At 63.2% G+C, this 14,506-nt stretch carries 13 protein-coding genes and 1 pseudogene; 10 read left to right on the top strand and 4 right to left on the bottom strand.

The window, feature by feature from the left end:
• Window positions 1-280: 280 nt before the first annotated feature.
• Window positions 281-1,165, top strand: a complete 885-nt coding sequence (locus PPL01S_RS06435; RefSeq protein ID WP_016392173.1) for an NAD(P)-dependent oxidoreductase — start codon at window positions 281-283, stop codon at window positions 1,163-1,165.
• Here PPL01S_RS06435 and PPL01S_RS06430 read toward each other — a convergent pair.
• Both PPL01S_RS06430 and rapA read right to left on the bottom strand, forming a co-directional pair.
• The gene (locus tag PPL01S_RS06430; RefSeq protein WP_028625434.1) at window positions 1,068-3,332 is read right to left on the bottom strand and encodes a putative bifunctional diguanylate cyclase/phosphodiesterase; all 2,265 of its coding nucleotides are present in this window, start codon (window positions 3,330-3,332) and stop codon (window positions 1,068-1,070) included. The genes PPL01S_RS06435 and PPL01S_RS06430 overlap by 98 nt on opposite strands.
• 158 nt (window positions 3,333-3,490) lie before the next feature.
• A complete protein-coding gene (rapA, locus tag PPL01S_RS06425) occupies window positions 3,491-6,337 on the bottom strand; it encodes an RNA polymerase-associated protein RapA (protein WP_016392175.1) in 2,847 nt (948 codons plus the stop codon).
• 132 nt (window positions 6,338-6,469) lie between these two features.
• On the opposite strand from rapA, the gene PPL01S_RS06420 reads away from it, so the two are divergent.
• The 8 genes from PPL01S_RS06420 to PPL01S_RS06390 all read left to right on the top strand — a co-directional run bounded on the left by PPL01S_RS06420 (window position 6,470) and on the right by PPL01S_RS06390 (window position 11,830).
• On the top strand, window positions 6,470-7,165 hold the full coding sequence (locus tag PPL01S_RS06420; RefSeq protein WP_016392176.1) for a M949_RS01915 family surface polysaccharide biosynthesis protein: 696 nt from the start codon (window positions 6,470-6,472) through the stop codon (window positions 7,163-7,165).
• A gap of 99 nt (window positions 7,166-7,264) precedes the next feature.
• On the top strand, window positions 7,265-7,594 hold the full coding sequence (locus tag PPL01S_RS06415; protein ID WP_016392177.1) for a hypothetical protein: 330 nt from the start codon (window positions 7,265-7,267) through the stop codon (window positions 7,592-7,594).
• Window positions 7,595-7,661: 67 nt separating this feature from the next.
• Complete coding sequence (locus tag PPL01S_RS25385; RefSeq protein ID WP_016392178.1) at window positions 7,662-7,823, top strand: hypothetical protein; 162 nt, start codon at window positions 7,662-7,664, stop codon at window positions 7,821-7,823.
• Between the two features lie 135 nt (window positions 7,824-7,958).
• Window positions 7,959-8,075, top strand: coding sequence for a cytochrome c oxidase subunit CcoM (gene ccoM / locus PPL01S_RS25870; RefSeq protein ID WP_008097462.1), 117 nt, complete (start codon window positions 7,959-7,961; stop codon window positions 8,073-8,075).
• 185 nt (window positions 8,076-8,260) lie between these two features.
• A complete protein-coding gene (locus PPL01S_RS06405; RefSeq protein WP_028625433.1) occupies window positions 8,261-10,249 on the top strand; it encodes an FUSC family protein in 1,989 nt (662 codons plus the stop codon).
• Window positions 10,236-10,442 carry a DUF1656 domain-containing protein gene (locus PPL01S_RS06400; protein WP_016392180.1) on the top strand — a complete coding sequence of 69 codons (207 nt, stop codon included), beginning with the start codon at window positions 10,236-10,238 and terminating at the stop codon, window positions 10,440-10,442. The genes PPL01S_RS06405 and PPL01S_RS06400 overlap by 14 nt, the downstream gene beginning before the upstream one ends.
• An 11-nt stretch (window positions 10,443-10,453) precedes the next feature.
• Window positions 10,454-11,341 (top strand): efflux RND transporter periplasmic adaptor subunit, encoded by an 888-nt coding sequence (locus PPL01S_RS06395; protein WP_016392181.1) that lies wholly within the window; start codon window positions 10,454-10,456, stop codon window positions 11,339-11,341.
• A gap of 168 nt (window positions 11,342-11,509) precedes the next feature.
• Entirely contained in the window at window positions 11,510-11,830 is a 321-nt protein-coding gene (locus tag PPL01S_RS06390; protein WP_016392182.1) for a DUF2025 family protein, read from the top strand.
• A 112-nt stretch (window positions 11,831-11,942) separates the two neighbouring features.
• Here PPL01S_RS06390 and PPL01S_RS06385 read toward each other — a convergent pair.
• Window positions 11,943-12,158, bottom strand: a pseudogene (locus tag PPL01S_RS06385) (MASE2 domain-containing protein); the annotation flags it as partial.
• A 129-nt stretch (window positions 12,159-12,287) separates the two neighbouring features.
• Between PPL01S_RS06385 and PPL01S_RS06380 the strand changes: the two are divergent.
• Window positions 12,288-13,382 (top strand): MBL fold metallo-hydrolase, encoded by a 1,095-nt coding sequence (locus tag PPL01S_RS06380; protein WP_016392184.1) that lies wholly within the window; start codon window positions 12,288-12,290, stop codon window positions 13,380-13,382.
• A 9-nt stretch (window positions 13,383-13,391) separates the two neighbouring features.
• Here the strand turns inward: PPL01S_RS06380 and PPL01S_RS06375 are convergent, their stop codons facing one another.
• Window positions 13,392-14,288, bottom strand: a complete 897-nt coding sequence (locus tag PPL01S_RS06375; RefSeq protein WP_016392185.1) for a formate/nitrite transporter family protein — start codon at window positions 14,286-14,288, stop codon at window positions 13,392-13,394.
• Window positions 14,289-14,506 lie beyond the last annotated feature (218 nt).

The following is a 14,506-nucleotide window of genomic DNA, read 5'->3' as shown; positions in this document are numbered from 1 at the left end:
TCACGAACACCATTGGCGGTCAGTAGATTGGGTTGAGCCGAAGACTCGGGGACCGCATTGGCAGAAGTGTTCGTAGAGGTCATAGTGCGCCATTTGCCTGGTGTAAGTGATTATCAGAGGGTTATACCATGTCGCCATCACGCGAATCGTCGCGACTTTACCAGCACGCAATTTGCGGATGGGATAGGGGTTTCCCTTGCTTGTTTTAAGGGTTTTCTGCAGAGCTGGCATTGCATCGTCCGCTCGCCACGCTTCTTTAATCTTCTGTCTGGAGTCGTTCATGGGTACTGCACTGCCTTCGCTGGGATTTGCCGGGATTGGCCTGATGGGCCTGCCGATGTGCCGGCGGCTTTTGGCCGCGGGTTATCCGCTGACTGTCTGGAACCGCAGCCCGGACAAATGCGCCGCGTTGGTCGCAGCAGGCGCTCGCCTGGCGCCCAGCCCTGCCGACCTGTGTCGCGACAGTGACCTGGTGCTGTTGTGCCTGGCCGACACGGCGGTGGTGCGCGAGGTGGTGTTTGGCGAGCAAGGTATCGCTGAAGGCGGGCGCAGTGGGCAGTTGCTGGTGGACTTCTCCAGCCTGGAGCCGACCGCTACCCGCGAAATGGCCGCCGAGCTGGCGGCGCTGTGCGGCATGGCCTGGTTGGATGCCCCGGTATCCGGCGGTACGCCGGGCGCCGAGGCGGGTACGCTGGCGATCATGGTCGGTGGCGATGGCACCGATCTCGAGCGAGCACGCCCGGTACTGCAGGTGCTCGGCCAGCGCATTACGCACATGGGCGGCGTGGGGGCGGGGCAGGTGACCAAGGCCTGCAACCAGATGATCGTGGCATGCAACGCCTTGGTCATCGCCGAAGTGGTGGCTCTTGCCGAACAGTCCGGGGTCGATGCCAGCTTGATCGCCGAAGCGTTGGCGGGCGGTTTTGCCGACTCCAGACCGCTACAGATCCTTGCCCCACAGATGGCCGCAAGCAACTACGAGCCGATCAAGTGGCATGTGCGCACGCTGCTCAAGGACCTCGACGGTGCGGTCAAGCTATCTCGTGAGCAGGGCGCGGCGACACCGCTCAGTGGCCTTGCCGCGCAATTGATGCGCTTGCATGGTAGCCAGGGCTATCTGCAAAAAGATCCGGCGACCCTGGTAGAGCTGTATCGCAAGAAGTGACGGGGGGACTTGCCCGGCGGTCGAGCCGATCCAGGATCGGCCGCAGCTCCGCCAAGGGCACAGGACGACTCAGCAGGTAGCCCTGCAGGTGGTCGCAACCGTTGCTGGCGAGGAATTCGTATTGTTCGACGGTTTCCACTCCCTCGCTGACCACCTGCAGGTGAAGGGTATGGGCCATGGCGATGATTGCCTGCACGATCTCGCGATCCTTCAGGCTGCCCGGCACGTCCTGCAGGAACGTGCGGTCGATCTTCAGTACGTCCAGTGGCAGGCGCTTGAGGTAGGCCAGCGATGAATAGCCGGTACCGAAATCGTCGATCGACAGGCTGACCCCTTGGCCACGGATGCATTTGAGCAGGCTGACGGTGCGCTGCAGGTCCCCCATCAGTGCGTTTTCGGTCACCTCCAGCTCAAGATGATGGGGTGCCAGACCTGCATGCAGCAGCGCCATCTCTACCTCTTGGGCCAGCGATTCGTGGCCAAGGGTCACCGCCGAGCAATTGACCGTGACCTTGAGGTTGCCATAGGCATGGCGCTGCAGCTGAGCCAGGTCATCGCAGGCGCGGCGCAGTACCCACAGGTCCAGGTCGACGATCAGGCCGTTCGTTTCGGCGATGCCGATGAAGCGGTCCGGTCCGAGCAGGCCGTGCTGCGGGTGTTGCCAGCGCACCAAAGCCTCGAGTTTGGCGACCTGGCCGCTGCGTACATCGAAGATGGGCTGGTAATGCACGCAAAGCCCACGCTCTTCGAGCAGGGCGATGCGCAGTTCCTCCTCCAGTTGCAATGCCAGGGTGGCGCGGTTCTTCAGCTTGCTGTTGAAGAAGTGCAGGCTGTTGCGCCCGCTGCCCTTGGATTGATAGAGGGCCAGGTCGGCATGCTTGAGCAGTTCTTCGGCGCTGTGGCCATCGTCGGGGAAGATGCTGATGCCGATGCTGGTAGTCATCACCATGCGCCGGCCGCCCAGGTCGATCGGCTCCTTCATTCGCTGCATGATGCGCTGGGCCAGGTGCCGCGCTTCGTCGCGGCTGGCCAGGCTGGTGACCACGCAGAATTCGTCGCCGCCAAAGCGCGCGACCAGGTCCTGGCTGCGGGTGGCAGCCTTGATGTGGCTGGCGATCGCCCTGAGCAATTCGTCGCCGGCATCGTGGCCAAGGCTGTCGTTGATCCGCTTGAAGTGATCGATGTCAAGGAACATCACTGCCAGCCGGTTGGCGCTGGCGGTATGTTCGGCCAGGCGTTCGGCGAACACCTGGTTGAAGCCGCGGCGGTTGACCAGGTTGGTCAGTGCGTCGTAATGGGCGGCTTGTTGAAGTGAAGCGCGTGCCTGGTCGAGCTGGGTGAGCAGGGTACTGACACGACGCAGGTCGTGTTCCTTGCTCTGCAATTTCTTGTCGGCAAGGGCGGCGCTGATGCTGCTGCCGCTGATCACCAGAGTGATGAAGGCGACGGTCAGGCCCAGTTGCAGGCCGTTTTCGCCGGAGGGCAGGCGCAGTGCGGTGTCATCTGGAATCACCAGGGTCATGGCTGCCATCGCTGTGAAGTGCGTGGCCACGATGCCGCCGGCCATCAGCAGGGCTGCGCCGTACTTCATGGTCTGGTGCATACCGCCGCTGCCATTGCTGAAGTAACGCCCCAGCAGCAAGGCCGCGAGGCTGGTGAGCAGGGCGATCGATGCACTGGTGAGCAACAGGCCGGTCTTGTAGTACTGCTGCGCGCCCGTTTGCAGTGCCGCCATGCCGACGAAATGCATGAGAACGATGCCCAGTCCAATCAGCAAGGCGCTTTGCAGGTAGTGATGCAGGCGCATGTGGATGCGGTCGAGGCTGGCCATCGCCATCCACGCCACCAGCAGTGCTATGAGCAACGACATACCGGTCAGCGAAACGTCATAGTGCATCTCCACCGGTGCCTGGAACGCCAGCATGCTGATGAAATGCATCGCCCAGATACCACCTGCCAGGCAGCATGCGCCAAGCATGCGCCATTGACGTTGCGCGGCGGGGTGTTCGCTGTGGGACTGGCGTTCGGCCATGTCCAGGGTGGCGAAGCAGGCAGCGCTGGCGACGGCGACAGCGATCAGGATCAGTAAGGGTTCATGCCGGCAATCAATGACGATTCGTCCCGTAACGGGCAGTTCGGCGAACAGTTGCAGACCCAGCCATTCCATTATTGCCTCTTTGTCGAGTGGGCACTCAAGGCAGTATAGGAAGGAGTGTTTAACCCTTCCTGCGTAATGGCACTTTGGTTCTATGATTTGGTTATCGGGTCAATAACGGCGGGATATAAAGCGAACCGGGGACGCTGTGCGCCCCCGGGGATTACCTTTTAGCCTGCGACCAGCACGCGAATCGCTTCCAGGCGCAACGCGGCCTTTTCCAGCATCGCCAGGCCATCCTCACGCTGCTTGCGCAGGGTGTCGATTTCGCTGTCGCGCACGCTTGGGTTGACGGCTTTGAGGGCCGTCAGGCGTGCCAGCTCTTCATCCGCCTCGGCGGCCAGGCGACGCTGCGCCTCGGCCACGCGCTCGACGTGGGTCGGCAGGATCTTCTCCTCGCCACCACTGATGCGCCTGGCCAGCACTTCGCGCTGCGCCTGGACGAACTTGTTGGCGCTCGCCCGAGGCACGCTTTCGAGCTGGTCGTTGAGGGTTTCGAACGCCACGCGCGAGGCCAGGTCGTTGCCGTTGGCATCGAGCAGGCAGCGCAACGCCGCAGGCGGCAGGTAACGGCCGAGCTGCAGGCTGCGCGGCGCCACCACCTCGCTGACGAACAGCAATTCGAGCAGCACGGTGCCCGGTTTGAGCGCCTTGTTCTTGATCAGCGCGACGGCGGTATTGCCCATCGAGCCGGACAGCACCAGGTCCATGCCACCCTGCACCATCGGGTGTTCCCAGGTCAGGAACTGCATGTCTTCGCGCGACAGCGCCTGGGCGCGGTCGTAGGTGATGGTCACGCCTTCGTCGTCGCCCAGCGGGAAGCTGGCGTCGAGCATCTTTTCGCTCGGCTTGAGGATCAGGGCGTTTTCCGAATGGTCTTCGCTGTCGATGCCAAAGGCGTCGAACAGGGTTTCCATGTAGATCGGCAGGGCGAACTGATCGTCCTGCTCGAGGATCGCCTCGACCAGCGCCTGGCCTTCGCCCGCGCCGCCGGAGTTGAGTTCCAGCAGGCGGTCGCGACCGCTGTGCAGTTCGGCTTCCAGGCGCTCGCGCTCGCTGCGGGCTTCGGCCACCAGCGCGGTCCAGGCCTTGCCGTCGCCGCCTTCGAGCATCGACAGCAGGCGTGGGCCGAACTGATGCTGCAGGGCGTTGCCGGTCGGGCAGGTGTTGAGGAAGGCGTTGAGGCCCTCGTGGTACCACTGGAACAGGCGCTCCTGCGGGCTGTCCTGCAGGTACGGGATGTGCAGCTCGATGGTGTGCTTCTGGCCGATACGGTCGAGGCGGCCGATGCGCTGTTCCAGCAGGTCGGGGTGAGCCGGCAGGTCGAACATCACCAGGTGATGGGCGAACTGGAAGTTGCGGCCCTCGCTGCCGATCTCGGAGCAGATCAGCACCTGGGCGCCGAATTCTTCGTCGGCGAAGTAGGCGGCGGCGCGGTCACGTTCGAGGATGCTCATGCCTTCATGGAACACCGTGGCCGGAATTCCGGAACGCACGCGCAGGGCGTCTTCCAGGTCCATGGCGGTTTCGGCGTGGGCACAGATCACCAGGACCTTGGTGCGCTTGAGCATCTTCAGGGTGTCGATCAGCCAGTCGACCCGTGGGTCGAAGCGCCACCAGCGCTCGTCGTCGCTGACCTCGCCTTGCGCCTGGAAGGCCACTTCCGGGTACAGCTCGGCATGCTCGCCCGCCGGCAGGTCGCGGTATTGCTCCGGGTTGGCCAGCGGATAAGGGTGCAGCTTGCGCTCCGGGAAGCCCTGGATGGCCGCACGGGTATTGCGAAACAGCACGCGGCCGGTGCCGTGGCGGTCGAGCAGCTCGCGGATCAGGCGGGCGCTGGCCTGGGTGTCGCCGTCGCTGACTGCAGCCAGCAAGGCTTCGCCTTCGGCACCGAGGAAACCGTGGATGGTGGCGTGGGCCTTGGGCGACAGGCGGCCTTCGTCGAGCAGCTCCTGTACCGCCTCGGCGACCGGGCGATAGTGCTCGCTCTCGGCGCGGAAGGCAGCCAGGTCGTGGAAGCGGTTGGGGTCGAGCAGGCGCAGGCGGGCGAAGTGGCTGTCCTGGCCCAGTTGCTCGGGCGTGGCAGTGAGCAGCAGCACGCCCGGGATGACCTGGGCCAGTTGCTCGACCAGGCTGTACTCGGTACTGGCCTGTTCTTCGTGCCAGACCAGATGGTGAGCCTCGTCGACCACCATCAGGTCCCAGCCGGCGGCGAACAGCGCGTCCTGGGCCTTTTCGTCATCGACCAGCCACTCCAGGGCGACCAGCGCCAACTGGGCATCCTCGAACGGGTTGCTGGCGTCGCTTTCGATGAAGCGCTCGGCGTCGAACAATGCCACCTGCAGGTTGAAACGCCGGCGCATTTCCACCAGCCATTGGTGCTGGAGGTTTTCCGGGACCAGGATCAAAACGCGGCTGGCGCGACCGGACAGCAGCTGGCGATGGATCACCAGGCCCGCTTCGATGGTCTTGCCCAGGCCCACCTCGTCGGCCAGCAGCACGCGTGGCGCGCTACGGTCGGCCACTTCGCGGGCGATGTGCAACTGGTGGGCGATCGGTTGCGCGCGGCAGCCACCCAGGCCCCAGAGCGACGACTGCATCTGCTTGCTGGTGTGGTGCAGGGTGTTGTAACGCAGGCTGAACCAGGACAGCGGGTCGATCTGGCCAGCGAACAGGCGGTCACTGGCCAGGCGGAACTGGATGAAGTTCGACAGCTGGGTTTCCGGCAGTGTGCGCGGCTGGTTCTGGCCATCGAGCCCGTGATAGACCATCAGGCCGTCGATGTCCTCGACCTCGCGGACGGTCAGCTTCCAGCCTTCGAAGTGGGTGATCTGGTCACCTGGCGAGAAGCGCACGCGGGTCAGCGGCGCATTGCGCAGGGAATACTGACGGGTGTCGCCAGTGGCCGGGTAGAGCACGGTCAACAGGCGGCCATCCTGCGCCAGGATGGTCCCCAGGCCGAGCTCTGCTTCGCTGTCGCTGATCCAGCGTTGCCCCGGTTGATACTGCTGCGCCATACTGCCTGAACTCCCGCGATGAAAAGCCGGCTATGTTAACGGATAGGCCGGGCAGACCATAGACCAGAAAGATCATCAGTCTAGCTGTTTCATCACGGATAACCGTCTTGCTGACGAGGGCTTCTTACCGACATGCCGCTCAAGCACCGCTGGTTGAACGCCTCGCTGGCCATGGGCAGCTTGCTGCTGCTGGCTGCCTGCGATCAGAAAAGTTTCGAATCCTTGCCCCCGATCCCGATCGAGCAGCTCGAGGTACTGGGTGTGCAGACACCGATCAAGAGCGTGCACTTCCGTGATCGAGACGGTGAAGGCCTGCTGGTGCTCAGCCGCAGCGATGGCCAGGCGGTCGATGCCGAGTCCGAGCAGGAAGTCGACAAGGTCCTGCTCAAGGCCGTCCTGTACGGCCGCAGCGACGACAGTGACGGCTTCAAGCCACGCTGGCAGATCGAGCAGGAAACCACCTGTTCGGGGCTGGACCTGGACGTCGATTTCTACACCGATGTCAGCGATGTCAGCGACCTCGACAAGGACGGTATCGCCGAAGTGACGGTAGCCAGCCATGCCTTCTGCGGCGGCGGGATCGACCCCCACGATATCGCCATCGAGATGCGCGAGGGGCAGGACACCTACACCATCACTGGCCAGTCGCTGATCACGCCGGCGGGCGAAGAGCCGGTGGGTGGCGAGCGTGAAGACAGTGCTTCGCTGAAAAATGCACCGCAGGTGATGCGCGAGCACATGGACGCAGTCTGGCTACAGGTCTACAAGCGGCCCTGGAGCGAGGCCAGCCCGCCCGTCGACGACGCGCCTGACGACGAAACCGAATAGTCGCTGGCATGCAGCGGCCGTGACCGGCCCTGCATGCTGCATCTGGTGGTGCTCAAGCTGGCCGACGGCTGGCCGATACAGGGGTACAGGAGAACGCTCATGTTGCCGCCGATCATTCCACTCAGTGCCGCCCCCGTGACTTCGCAACAAGACCCGGTCAAGCCGGCCCCCGATATCAAGCCGGTAGTCCCCGCGCAACCGTCGTCCGGCGAAGGCGCCATCGACCTCAAGCAGCATCGCGACCCGCAGGAGCAGGCCCTGTTGCTGCGCGACGAACAGCGCCGGCAGCAACGCCGCAACAACAAGGGCGACCAGGAGCGCTACAGCGCGGTGCCGGGCGACGAAGTCAACGCCGACAACACCGTGCCGGTGGCTCCGCTGATGGGCGAGCACCCGCGCCAGGGGCTGCTGGTCGACATCGAAGTCTGAGCCGGGGCTGGTCATGGCCGGCGCCTGGCTTCATCATGCAAGTCTCTGTTGACCGTCGAGCCTGCCCATGAGCCAAGACAACCTCATCGACTTCGATGCCGAACGCGCCAAGCGCGTCCACGACCTCAAGGAAAAACGCCTCAACGAGGTGCGCCAGGCGTTCGAGCAAGCCATGCCGCTGGGCAAGGCGAAGAAGAAGAACCCCAAGGGCAAGCCCAAGAAACGCTGAAACTTGACGCAGGTCAACCCTGCACCCGCCTCGCGTGCCCGGTCTCGGGCACCATTGACCCCGATCAATTTTTCCTGCTCCCGCTTTCGTTACCTTGCATCCATCGGACAACGGCAAACGAATCGGGAGGCCGACATGTTCTTCGACAATGTGGTTATCGCGGGTGTGGTAACGGTCGGGTTGATGTTCGCTTTCTTTGCCGGTCTGGGCATTTTCATCTGGAAGGACTCGAACAAGCGCAAGCCGCGCTGACCTTTCGGATTCACGAGCACGCAAGGCATTTTGGGCGACTTCGGTCGCCTATTTTTTTGCCTGTCGATTGGGTCCTGGCGGCGCAATGCGCCAAAAGAATGATTAGCTAACTATTTATTGTTTCGGCATTATTCCTCCCTGCGTTGTCTATCGTTTACCTGACCATTCCCCGCAAGGTCCGATTCGTGCCCATTACCCTCCAGGCCCTGTTCGCACCCAGCAGCCTAGCCCTCAAGTTCGCCATCAAGACCTTGCTCGGCGGCGGTCTGGCCTTGTGGTTGGCAATGTGCTGGGGGCTGGAACAACCCGCCTGGGCCTTGATGACCGCGTTCATCGTCGCCCAGCCAATGTCGGGCATGGTGGTGCAGAAGGGCCTGGCGCGGCTGGCCGGGACCCTGGTCGGCACCTTCATGTCGGTGGTGTTCCTCGGCCTGTTCGCTCAGACCCCCTGGTTGTTCCTGATTACTCTGGCGTTGTGGCTGGCGTTGTGCACGACTGCGTCCACGCAACTGCGCAGTGCCTGGGCCTATGCCTTCGTGCTGGCTGGCTACACCGCAGCGATCATCGCCTTGCCGGCGATAGACCACCCGTTGCAAGTGTTTGACCAGGCCGTGGCGCGCTGTACCGAAATCTGCCTGGGGATCTTCTGCGCCACGGCCACCAGCGCCTTGTTGTGGCCGATGCGGGTCGAGCAGCAGCTCGCCGGGCAGGCGCGGCAGGCCTGGCAAAGCGGCCTGCAAGCGGCAAGCGCCATGCTCGGCGGCGAGGATGAAGCGCGCAAGGGGCTGCTTGAGATCCTTGGGCGCATCGTGGCCATCGATGCCCAGCGCGAGCATGCCTGGTTCGAGGGGCCGCGCGGACGCCAGCGGGCAAGGGCGATTCGCGGACTGAGCCAGAAACTGATGGTGTTGCTGCGCATTTCGCGATCGGTTCGCCGGCAGTGGCGACAACTCGATGAGCGCCAAGCCACTGCGCTTGGCCCCTGGCTCGAAGAGGTGCGGGCGCTGTTGGCCAAGCCGGACCAAGCCAGCCTGTTGCTGTTGCGCCAGCGCATCTGGGACGCAGCACATGCTGAGCACATCAGTTCTGCCGAGCATTTCTGCCTGGCCCGCATGGCCTTGCTGCTCGACTATGCCATGGCCGCCACCCAGGCATTCGAGGATGTCGAAGCGGGCAGGGCGCCCAAAGATGACGGCCAGGGCCTGGCGGCGCACCGTGACTGGTCACTGGCCTTGTTGTTCGGCTCGCGCAGTGCATTGGCGTTTCTGGTGATGAGCTGTTTCTGGCTTGCCACCGCCTGGCCCTCGGCGCCGGGTGGCCTTGTGTTGACTTGCGTTGTCTGCAGCTTGTTCGCCAGCCGTGAAAACGGCGCGCAAATTGGCCTGAGTTTCTTGCGCGGCATCTTTCTGGCGATCCCGGTGGCATTTCTGGTCGGGCAGATCCTCCTGCCGCAGTGGAGCAGTTTCGCCATGCTCTGCCTGGGCCTGGGCGTGCCGCTGTTTTTTGGCGCGCTGGGCATGGCACACCCGCGCATTGGTGCCACGGCAACTTCGTACTGCCTGCACTGCATCGTTCTGGTTGCGCCGCTCAATGCCATGCAATTCGGCGTGGCGAGCATGCTCAACAGTGCCTTGTCCATGCTCGTGGGCGTGAGCGCCGCGGTGCTGGCGTTCCGCTTGCTGGTGTTCCGTCACCCGGCCTGGCTCGGCCGGCGCCTGCGGGCGGCCACCCAAAGTGATCTGGTACGCCTGACCCGACGTGACCTGCGCGGTGCCGACAGTTGGTTCGGTGGGCGCATGGCCGACCGCCTGATGCAGCTGGCGCGGCAGGCCGGCGAGTTGCCAGAGGCCGAGCGCAAGCGCTGGGATGATGGCCTGCATGGGCTGGATATTGGCGATGAACTGGTGCATCTGCGCATGTGCCTGGCCGTGGCCCAGGCGCCGTTGGGTGCGGCCGAGCGTGAATACTTCGAGCAGCTGCAGGCGGTGCTGGCCCAAGGGCCGGCTGGCGGGCGCGGGCAACGCCTGGACGATGCCAGCGAACACTTCATCGCCGCACTGCAGCGCCAGCCCGCCAGTGACCCGCTGCGCCTGGCCGAAGGGGCGGTGTTGCAGCTGCAGAAGAGCTGGCGCAAATGGTGCCGTTGGCAGGAGGAAGCCCATGGGCTTGCGTGAATGGGCCTTGGGCGGCGTGCTGCTCAGCCCTTTTCTGATCTACGTGCTGCTGGCCCTGGCGCTGACCGGCGTGCTGCGCCTGGTGGTGCAGGCCACGCACCTGGGACGCTGGATCTGGCATGAAGCGCTGTTCGATGCGGCCTTGTTCGTGTGTGTGCTGTACCTGGTGGTTCGCCTGCTGGGGCCTTTGTAAGGAGTGATTCGATGCACGCTGTCGTCCGTACCCTGGTGACCCTCTGTGTGGTCGCCGTTGCTGTTCTGGCAGGCTACAAGCTTTGGCAGTACTACATGCTGACCCCGTGGACCCGCGATGCTCGCGTGCGCGCCGATGTGGTGGTGATCGCCCCCGACGTGTCCGGCTGGGTACGCGAACTCAAGGTCCAGGACAACCAGCCCGTGAAGGCCGGTGAATTGCTGATGACGATCGATCGCGAACGTTTCCAGGCGGCCTTCGACCAGGCCAGCGCCGTGGCCGAGACACGCACCCAGCAATTGCACCTGCGCGAGCGCGAAGCGGCCCGGCGCACGGCGTTGGGGCCGGAGGCGATCAGTGCCGAGCTGCGCGAGAACGCCCAGATCAACGCTGCCATCGCCCGGGGTGAACTGCACGAGGCGCAAGCCCAGTTGCAGGTGGCGAAAATCAACCTGGCGCGCAGCGAAGTGCGGGCGCCGCGCGACGGGCATATCACCAACCTGCGCCTGGCCCAGGGCAACTATGTGAACACCGGTGAAGCGGTCATGGCCCTGGTGGATGATTCGACCTTCTATATCCAGGCCTACTTCGAGGAAACGAAACTGCCGCGCATCCGCGTGGGTGACTCGGTGAAAGTCTGGCTGATGGGCGCGGGCGAAGCGATGCAAGGGCATGTGGAAAGCATCAGCCGCGGCATCACCGACCGCAACAGCAACCCCGACAGCCAGCTGTTGCCGGAGGTCGAGCCGACCTTCAACTGGGTGCGACTGGCGCAGCGCATACCGGTGAGGATACGGCTGGACCAGCTCCCCCCGGGGGTGAACCTCAGCGCGGGCATGACGGCCAGCGTGCAGGTGCATGAAGATCGGGCTGGAGATGATGGGGCAGATGGACGTTGAACCGGGTACCTCACGTTGCGTGTGACGCCACCTCCAGCCATCGCGGATGATGAAAAACCTTGGCGAAACGGCAGGCACCTGCGCTAGGCTGAGCGGGCGCGTTGCCCAGCAGAGGCAGCCGCTGCCCGCCTGGCGTGCGTCACTTTCGTTCCATAGCGAGGTTACGTCATGGCCATCACATCCCAGGACATCTGCAGCGCCGCCGATCAGCTCAAGGGCTTCGTCGGTTTTCATGTAAAGCGTGGGGTCCATATCGTGCGGTTTTCCGAGGACGCGTTCGGCATGGACGTGGCGGACGACAGCATCACACCGTGCAACGAATTCGTCTGGCGACCCGAACAGAGGCAGCGCATGACGTTGAGCCGTGAGCGGCTGGCGTTGCTGTTGAAGCAGCATGTGGATGAACGGCTGAATATAGGCGAGCCGTTGCGCATCTACCTGCAGCGCAGTGATTTGCCGGAAATCGTGGCGGAGCGCGCGTTGCGTTGAGCGCCTCTGCGCAGCGTCGACCAGGGTGTCAGTCAGGGTAGGCCAGCCGCAGCGGCGTACTTTCACCATGGGCAAAGTTGACCTGGTCGCGACCACACCGCTTGGCGCTGTGCTCCGCCTTGAAAGGCACCGCGGAACGCAAAGCCCACTGGTATGCCACATGCGGCCAGAGCAGGCCATGGAACAGCAGCAGCATCCACACCCAGGCGGCCGGCGACAAAGGCGCCAAGGCGGCCGCCACGCTGAGCAGGCCGATGCCCAAGCCGATGATGCGCGGCAAGTAGATGCGTTTGACGAATGAAAGTCCCTTGCCGCTGCGGTTGTCCATCATGGTTTCGTTCTTCTGCTGAAGCACCGTTTATCGCATAAGTCGCGTGAATATTGTTGAACAGTGTTTCATCGTCGAAAAATGACCTTACAAGCCAATTCACGGTTAGTGCGATCCCTGTGGAGTAACATGAAGGCTTTCCTCTTGCTCGGAGTGCTGCTACTCATGATTCCCATGGCTAAGTCCGCCGGCAAGTCGGCGCCCCAGCGGGACGGACGTTTCCACAACCAGGCCAGCCTGCCCCAGGATGGGGTGCTGAAGAAGCTGCGGATCGGCCTGAAGTACCTGTTACTGCGCAAGCCACCGCAAACCCGGCCGGCGACAGCGATCAGCGTGCAGCAGATGACGCCTCAGCAGGTGCTCGACGCACCTGACCATAGCCTATGGCGCCTGGGCCACTCAACGGTATTGCTCAAGCTGCGGGGGCGCTTCTTCATTACCGACCCGGTGTTCGCCGAACGCGCCTCGCCGGTGCAATGGGCCGGGCCACTGCGCTTTCATGCACCGCCCCTGGCTTTGGAGCAGTTGCCGCCGTTGGCAGCGGTCATCCTTTCCCATGACCATTTCGATCATCTTGACGAGCAGGCCATCCGCCGCCTGGCCCCGCGCACCGAACGCTTCCTCGCGCCACTGGGTGTTGGCGACTTGCTGATCGAATGGGGGGTGCCGGCGAGCAAGGTGACACAGCTGGACTGGTGGCAGGAGACGCAGGTAGAGGGTGTGCGGTTCGTCGCCACGCCCGCCCAGCACTTTTCAGGGCGCGGGCTGTTCGACAGCAACCGGACCCTGTGGGCTTCGTGGGTGGTGATCGACGATCAGTTGCGTGTGTTCTTCAGTGGTGACACTGGCTACTTTGACGGTTTTCGCCAGATCGGCGAGCGCTTCGGGCCGTTCGACCTGACCCTGATCGAGACTGGCGCATACAACCTGGCGTGGCCCAATGTGCACATGCAGCCGGAGCAGAGCCTGCAGGCACACCTGGATCTTCATGGGCGCTGGATGCTGCCCATCCATAATGGCACCTTCGACCTTTCCATTCATGGCTGGCAGGAACCGTTCGAACGCATCGTCGCCTTGGCCGGCGCAGCGCAAGTACGGTTGAGCACGCCTCAGATGGGCGAGCGGGTCAGCCTCGACTCGCCCCACGAAGGGCAGAACTGGTGGTTGCCGCGGCCAGCGCGCGAGCGGGGCGGGGCGGCCGAACGCGCGCTGGCGGGGCAATGAAATGAGTGGTCACTCTTGAGCGTCTTGTTGGCGGCGTGAACCCTGCTTCTCATCTTTCAATAGCTGCGAAGGTGGTTTGCCGCTGTCGCTACGAACTTGCGCATGGCTGATCAAGGCGAAGATGAAACTGCCTCCGATGATGTTGCCGACCAGGGTCGGCAACGCGAACAGTAGCCAGAAGTCCTGCCACGTTTGCTCACCGGCCCAGACCAGGTAGGACACTTCCACCGAGCCGACGACGATATGGGTGAAGTCGCCCAGCGCCATCAGGTAAGTGATCATCAGGATGATCCAGATCTTGGCGTGCTCCATGGACGGGATCATCCAGACCATGGTGGCGATCATCCAGCCCGAGACGATGCCCTTGGCAAACATCTGGCTCATGTCGTTGGTCATGACCTTGCGACCGACTTCGAGGAAAGCCACATCGGTCTTGCTGTCGAAGATAGGCAATTCGAGCATGACCCAGGCAACCAGCAGCGTCCCGGCCAGGTTCCCAAGCAGTACCACGCTCCACAGTCGCAGCAGGCGACCGAGGTTGGCCAGGGTAGGGGTGGTCATGACGGGCAGTACGGCGGTCAGGGTGTTCTCGGTAAACAGTTGCTGGCGCGCCAGGATCACGGCAAGAAACCCTGCGCTATAGCCGAGGCTGGCGACTACCTGGGCGCTTTCACCCTCGGGTAGCCGAGAATAGAACAGCCCCATGGCCATGAAAGACAGGCCCATGCTCAAGCCCGCTGCCAGGGCCGACCACCACAACGCCGCCAGCGTGCGCTCCAGTTCCTGGTCGCCCTGAGCGCGAATGATCTCGTGCAGCACAGCCGCCCGCGGGGGCTGGTTATGGCTGACCTCCTGTTCCTCGTCCGGCGACAGGCCGGGGGTCTTGTCGCTCTGCGCATCGCTCATGGCCGTTACGCTCCAGGGGTATTTCTCTAACAGAGCGATGACCTGTGCATTTAGTTGCCTGAGGGGCTGCAAATGAAGATTGAAAGTTTTTTCAGATCAAGGTGTTGACTCTGATTTCAAAGCGCGTATTATTCGCCTCCTCGCAGCGTTGAACGCAACGAGGCAAGCGGTAAGTTGTTGAGGTGAAAGGCTTTTGAAAGAAAGTCGCTTCGAAAAAC

This window comes from Pseudomonas plecoglossicida NBRC 103162 = DSM 15088 (assembly GCF_000730665.1).
Classification (GTDB): Bacteria; Pseudomonadota; Gammaproteobacteria; order Pseudomonadales; family Pseudomonadaceae; genus Aquipseudomonas; species Aquipseudomonas plecoglossicida.
The sequence above is the reverse complement of the archived record's forward strand: the minus strand, read 5'-3'. Positions and strand labels throughout refer to the sequence as shown.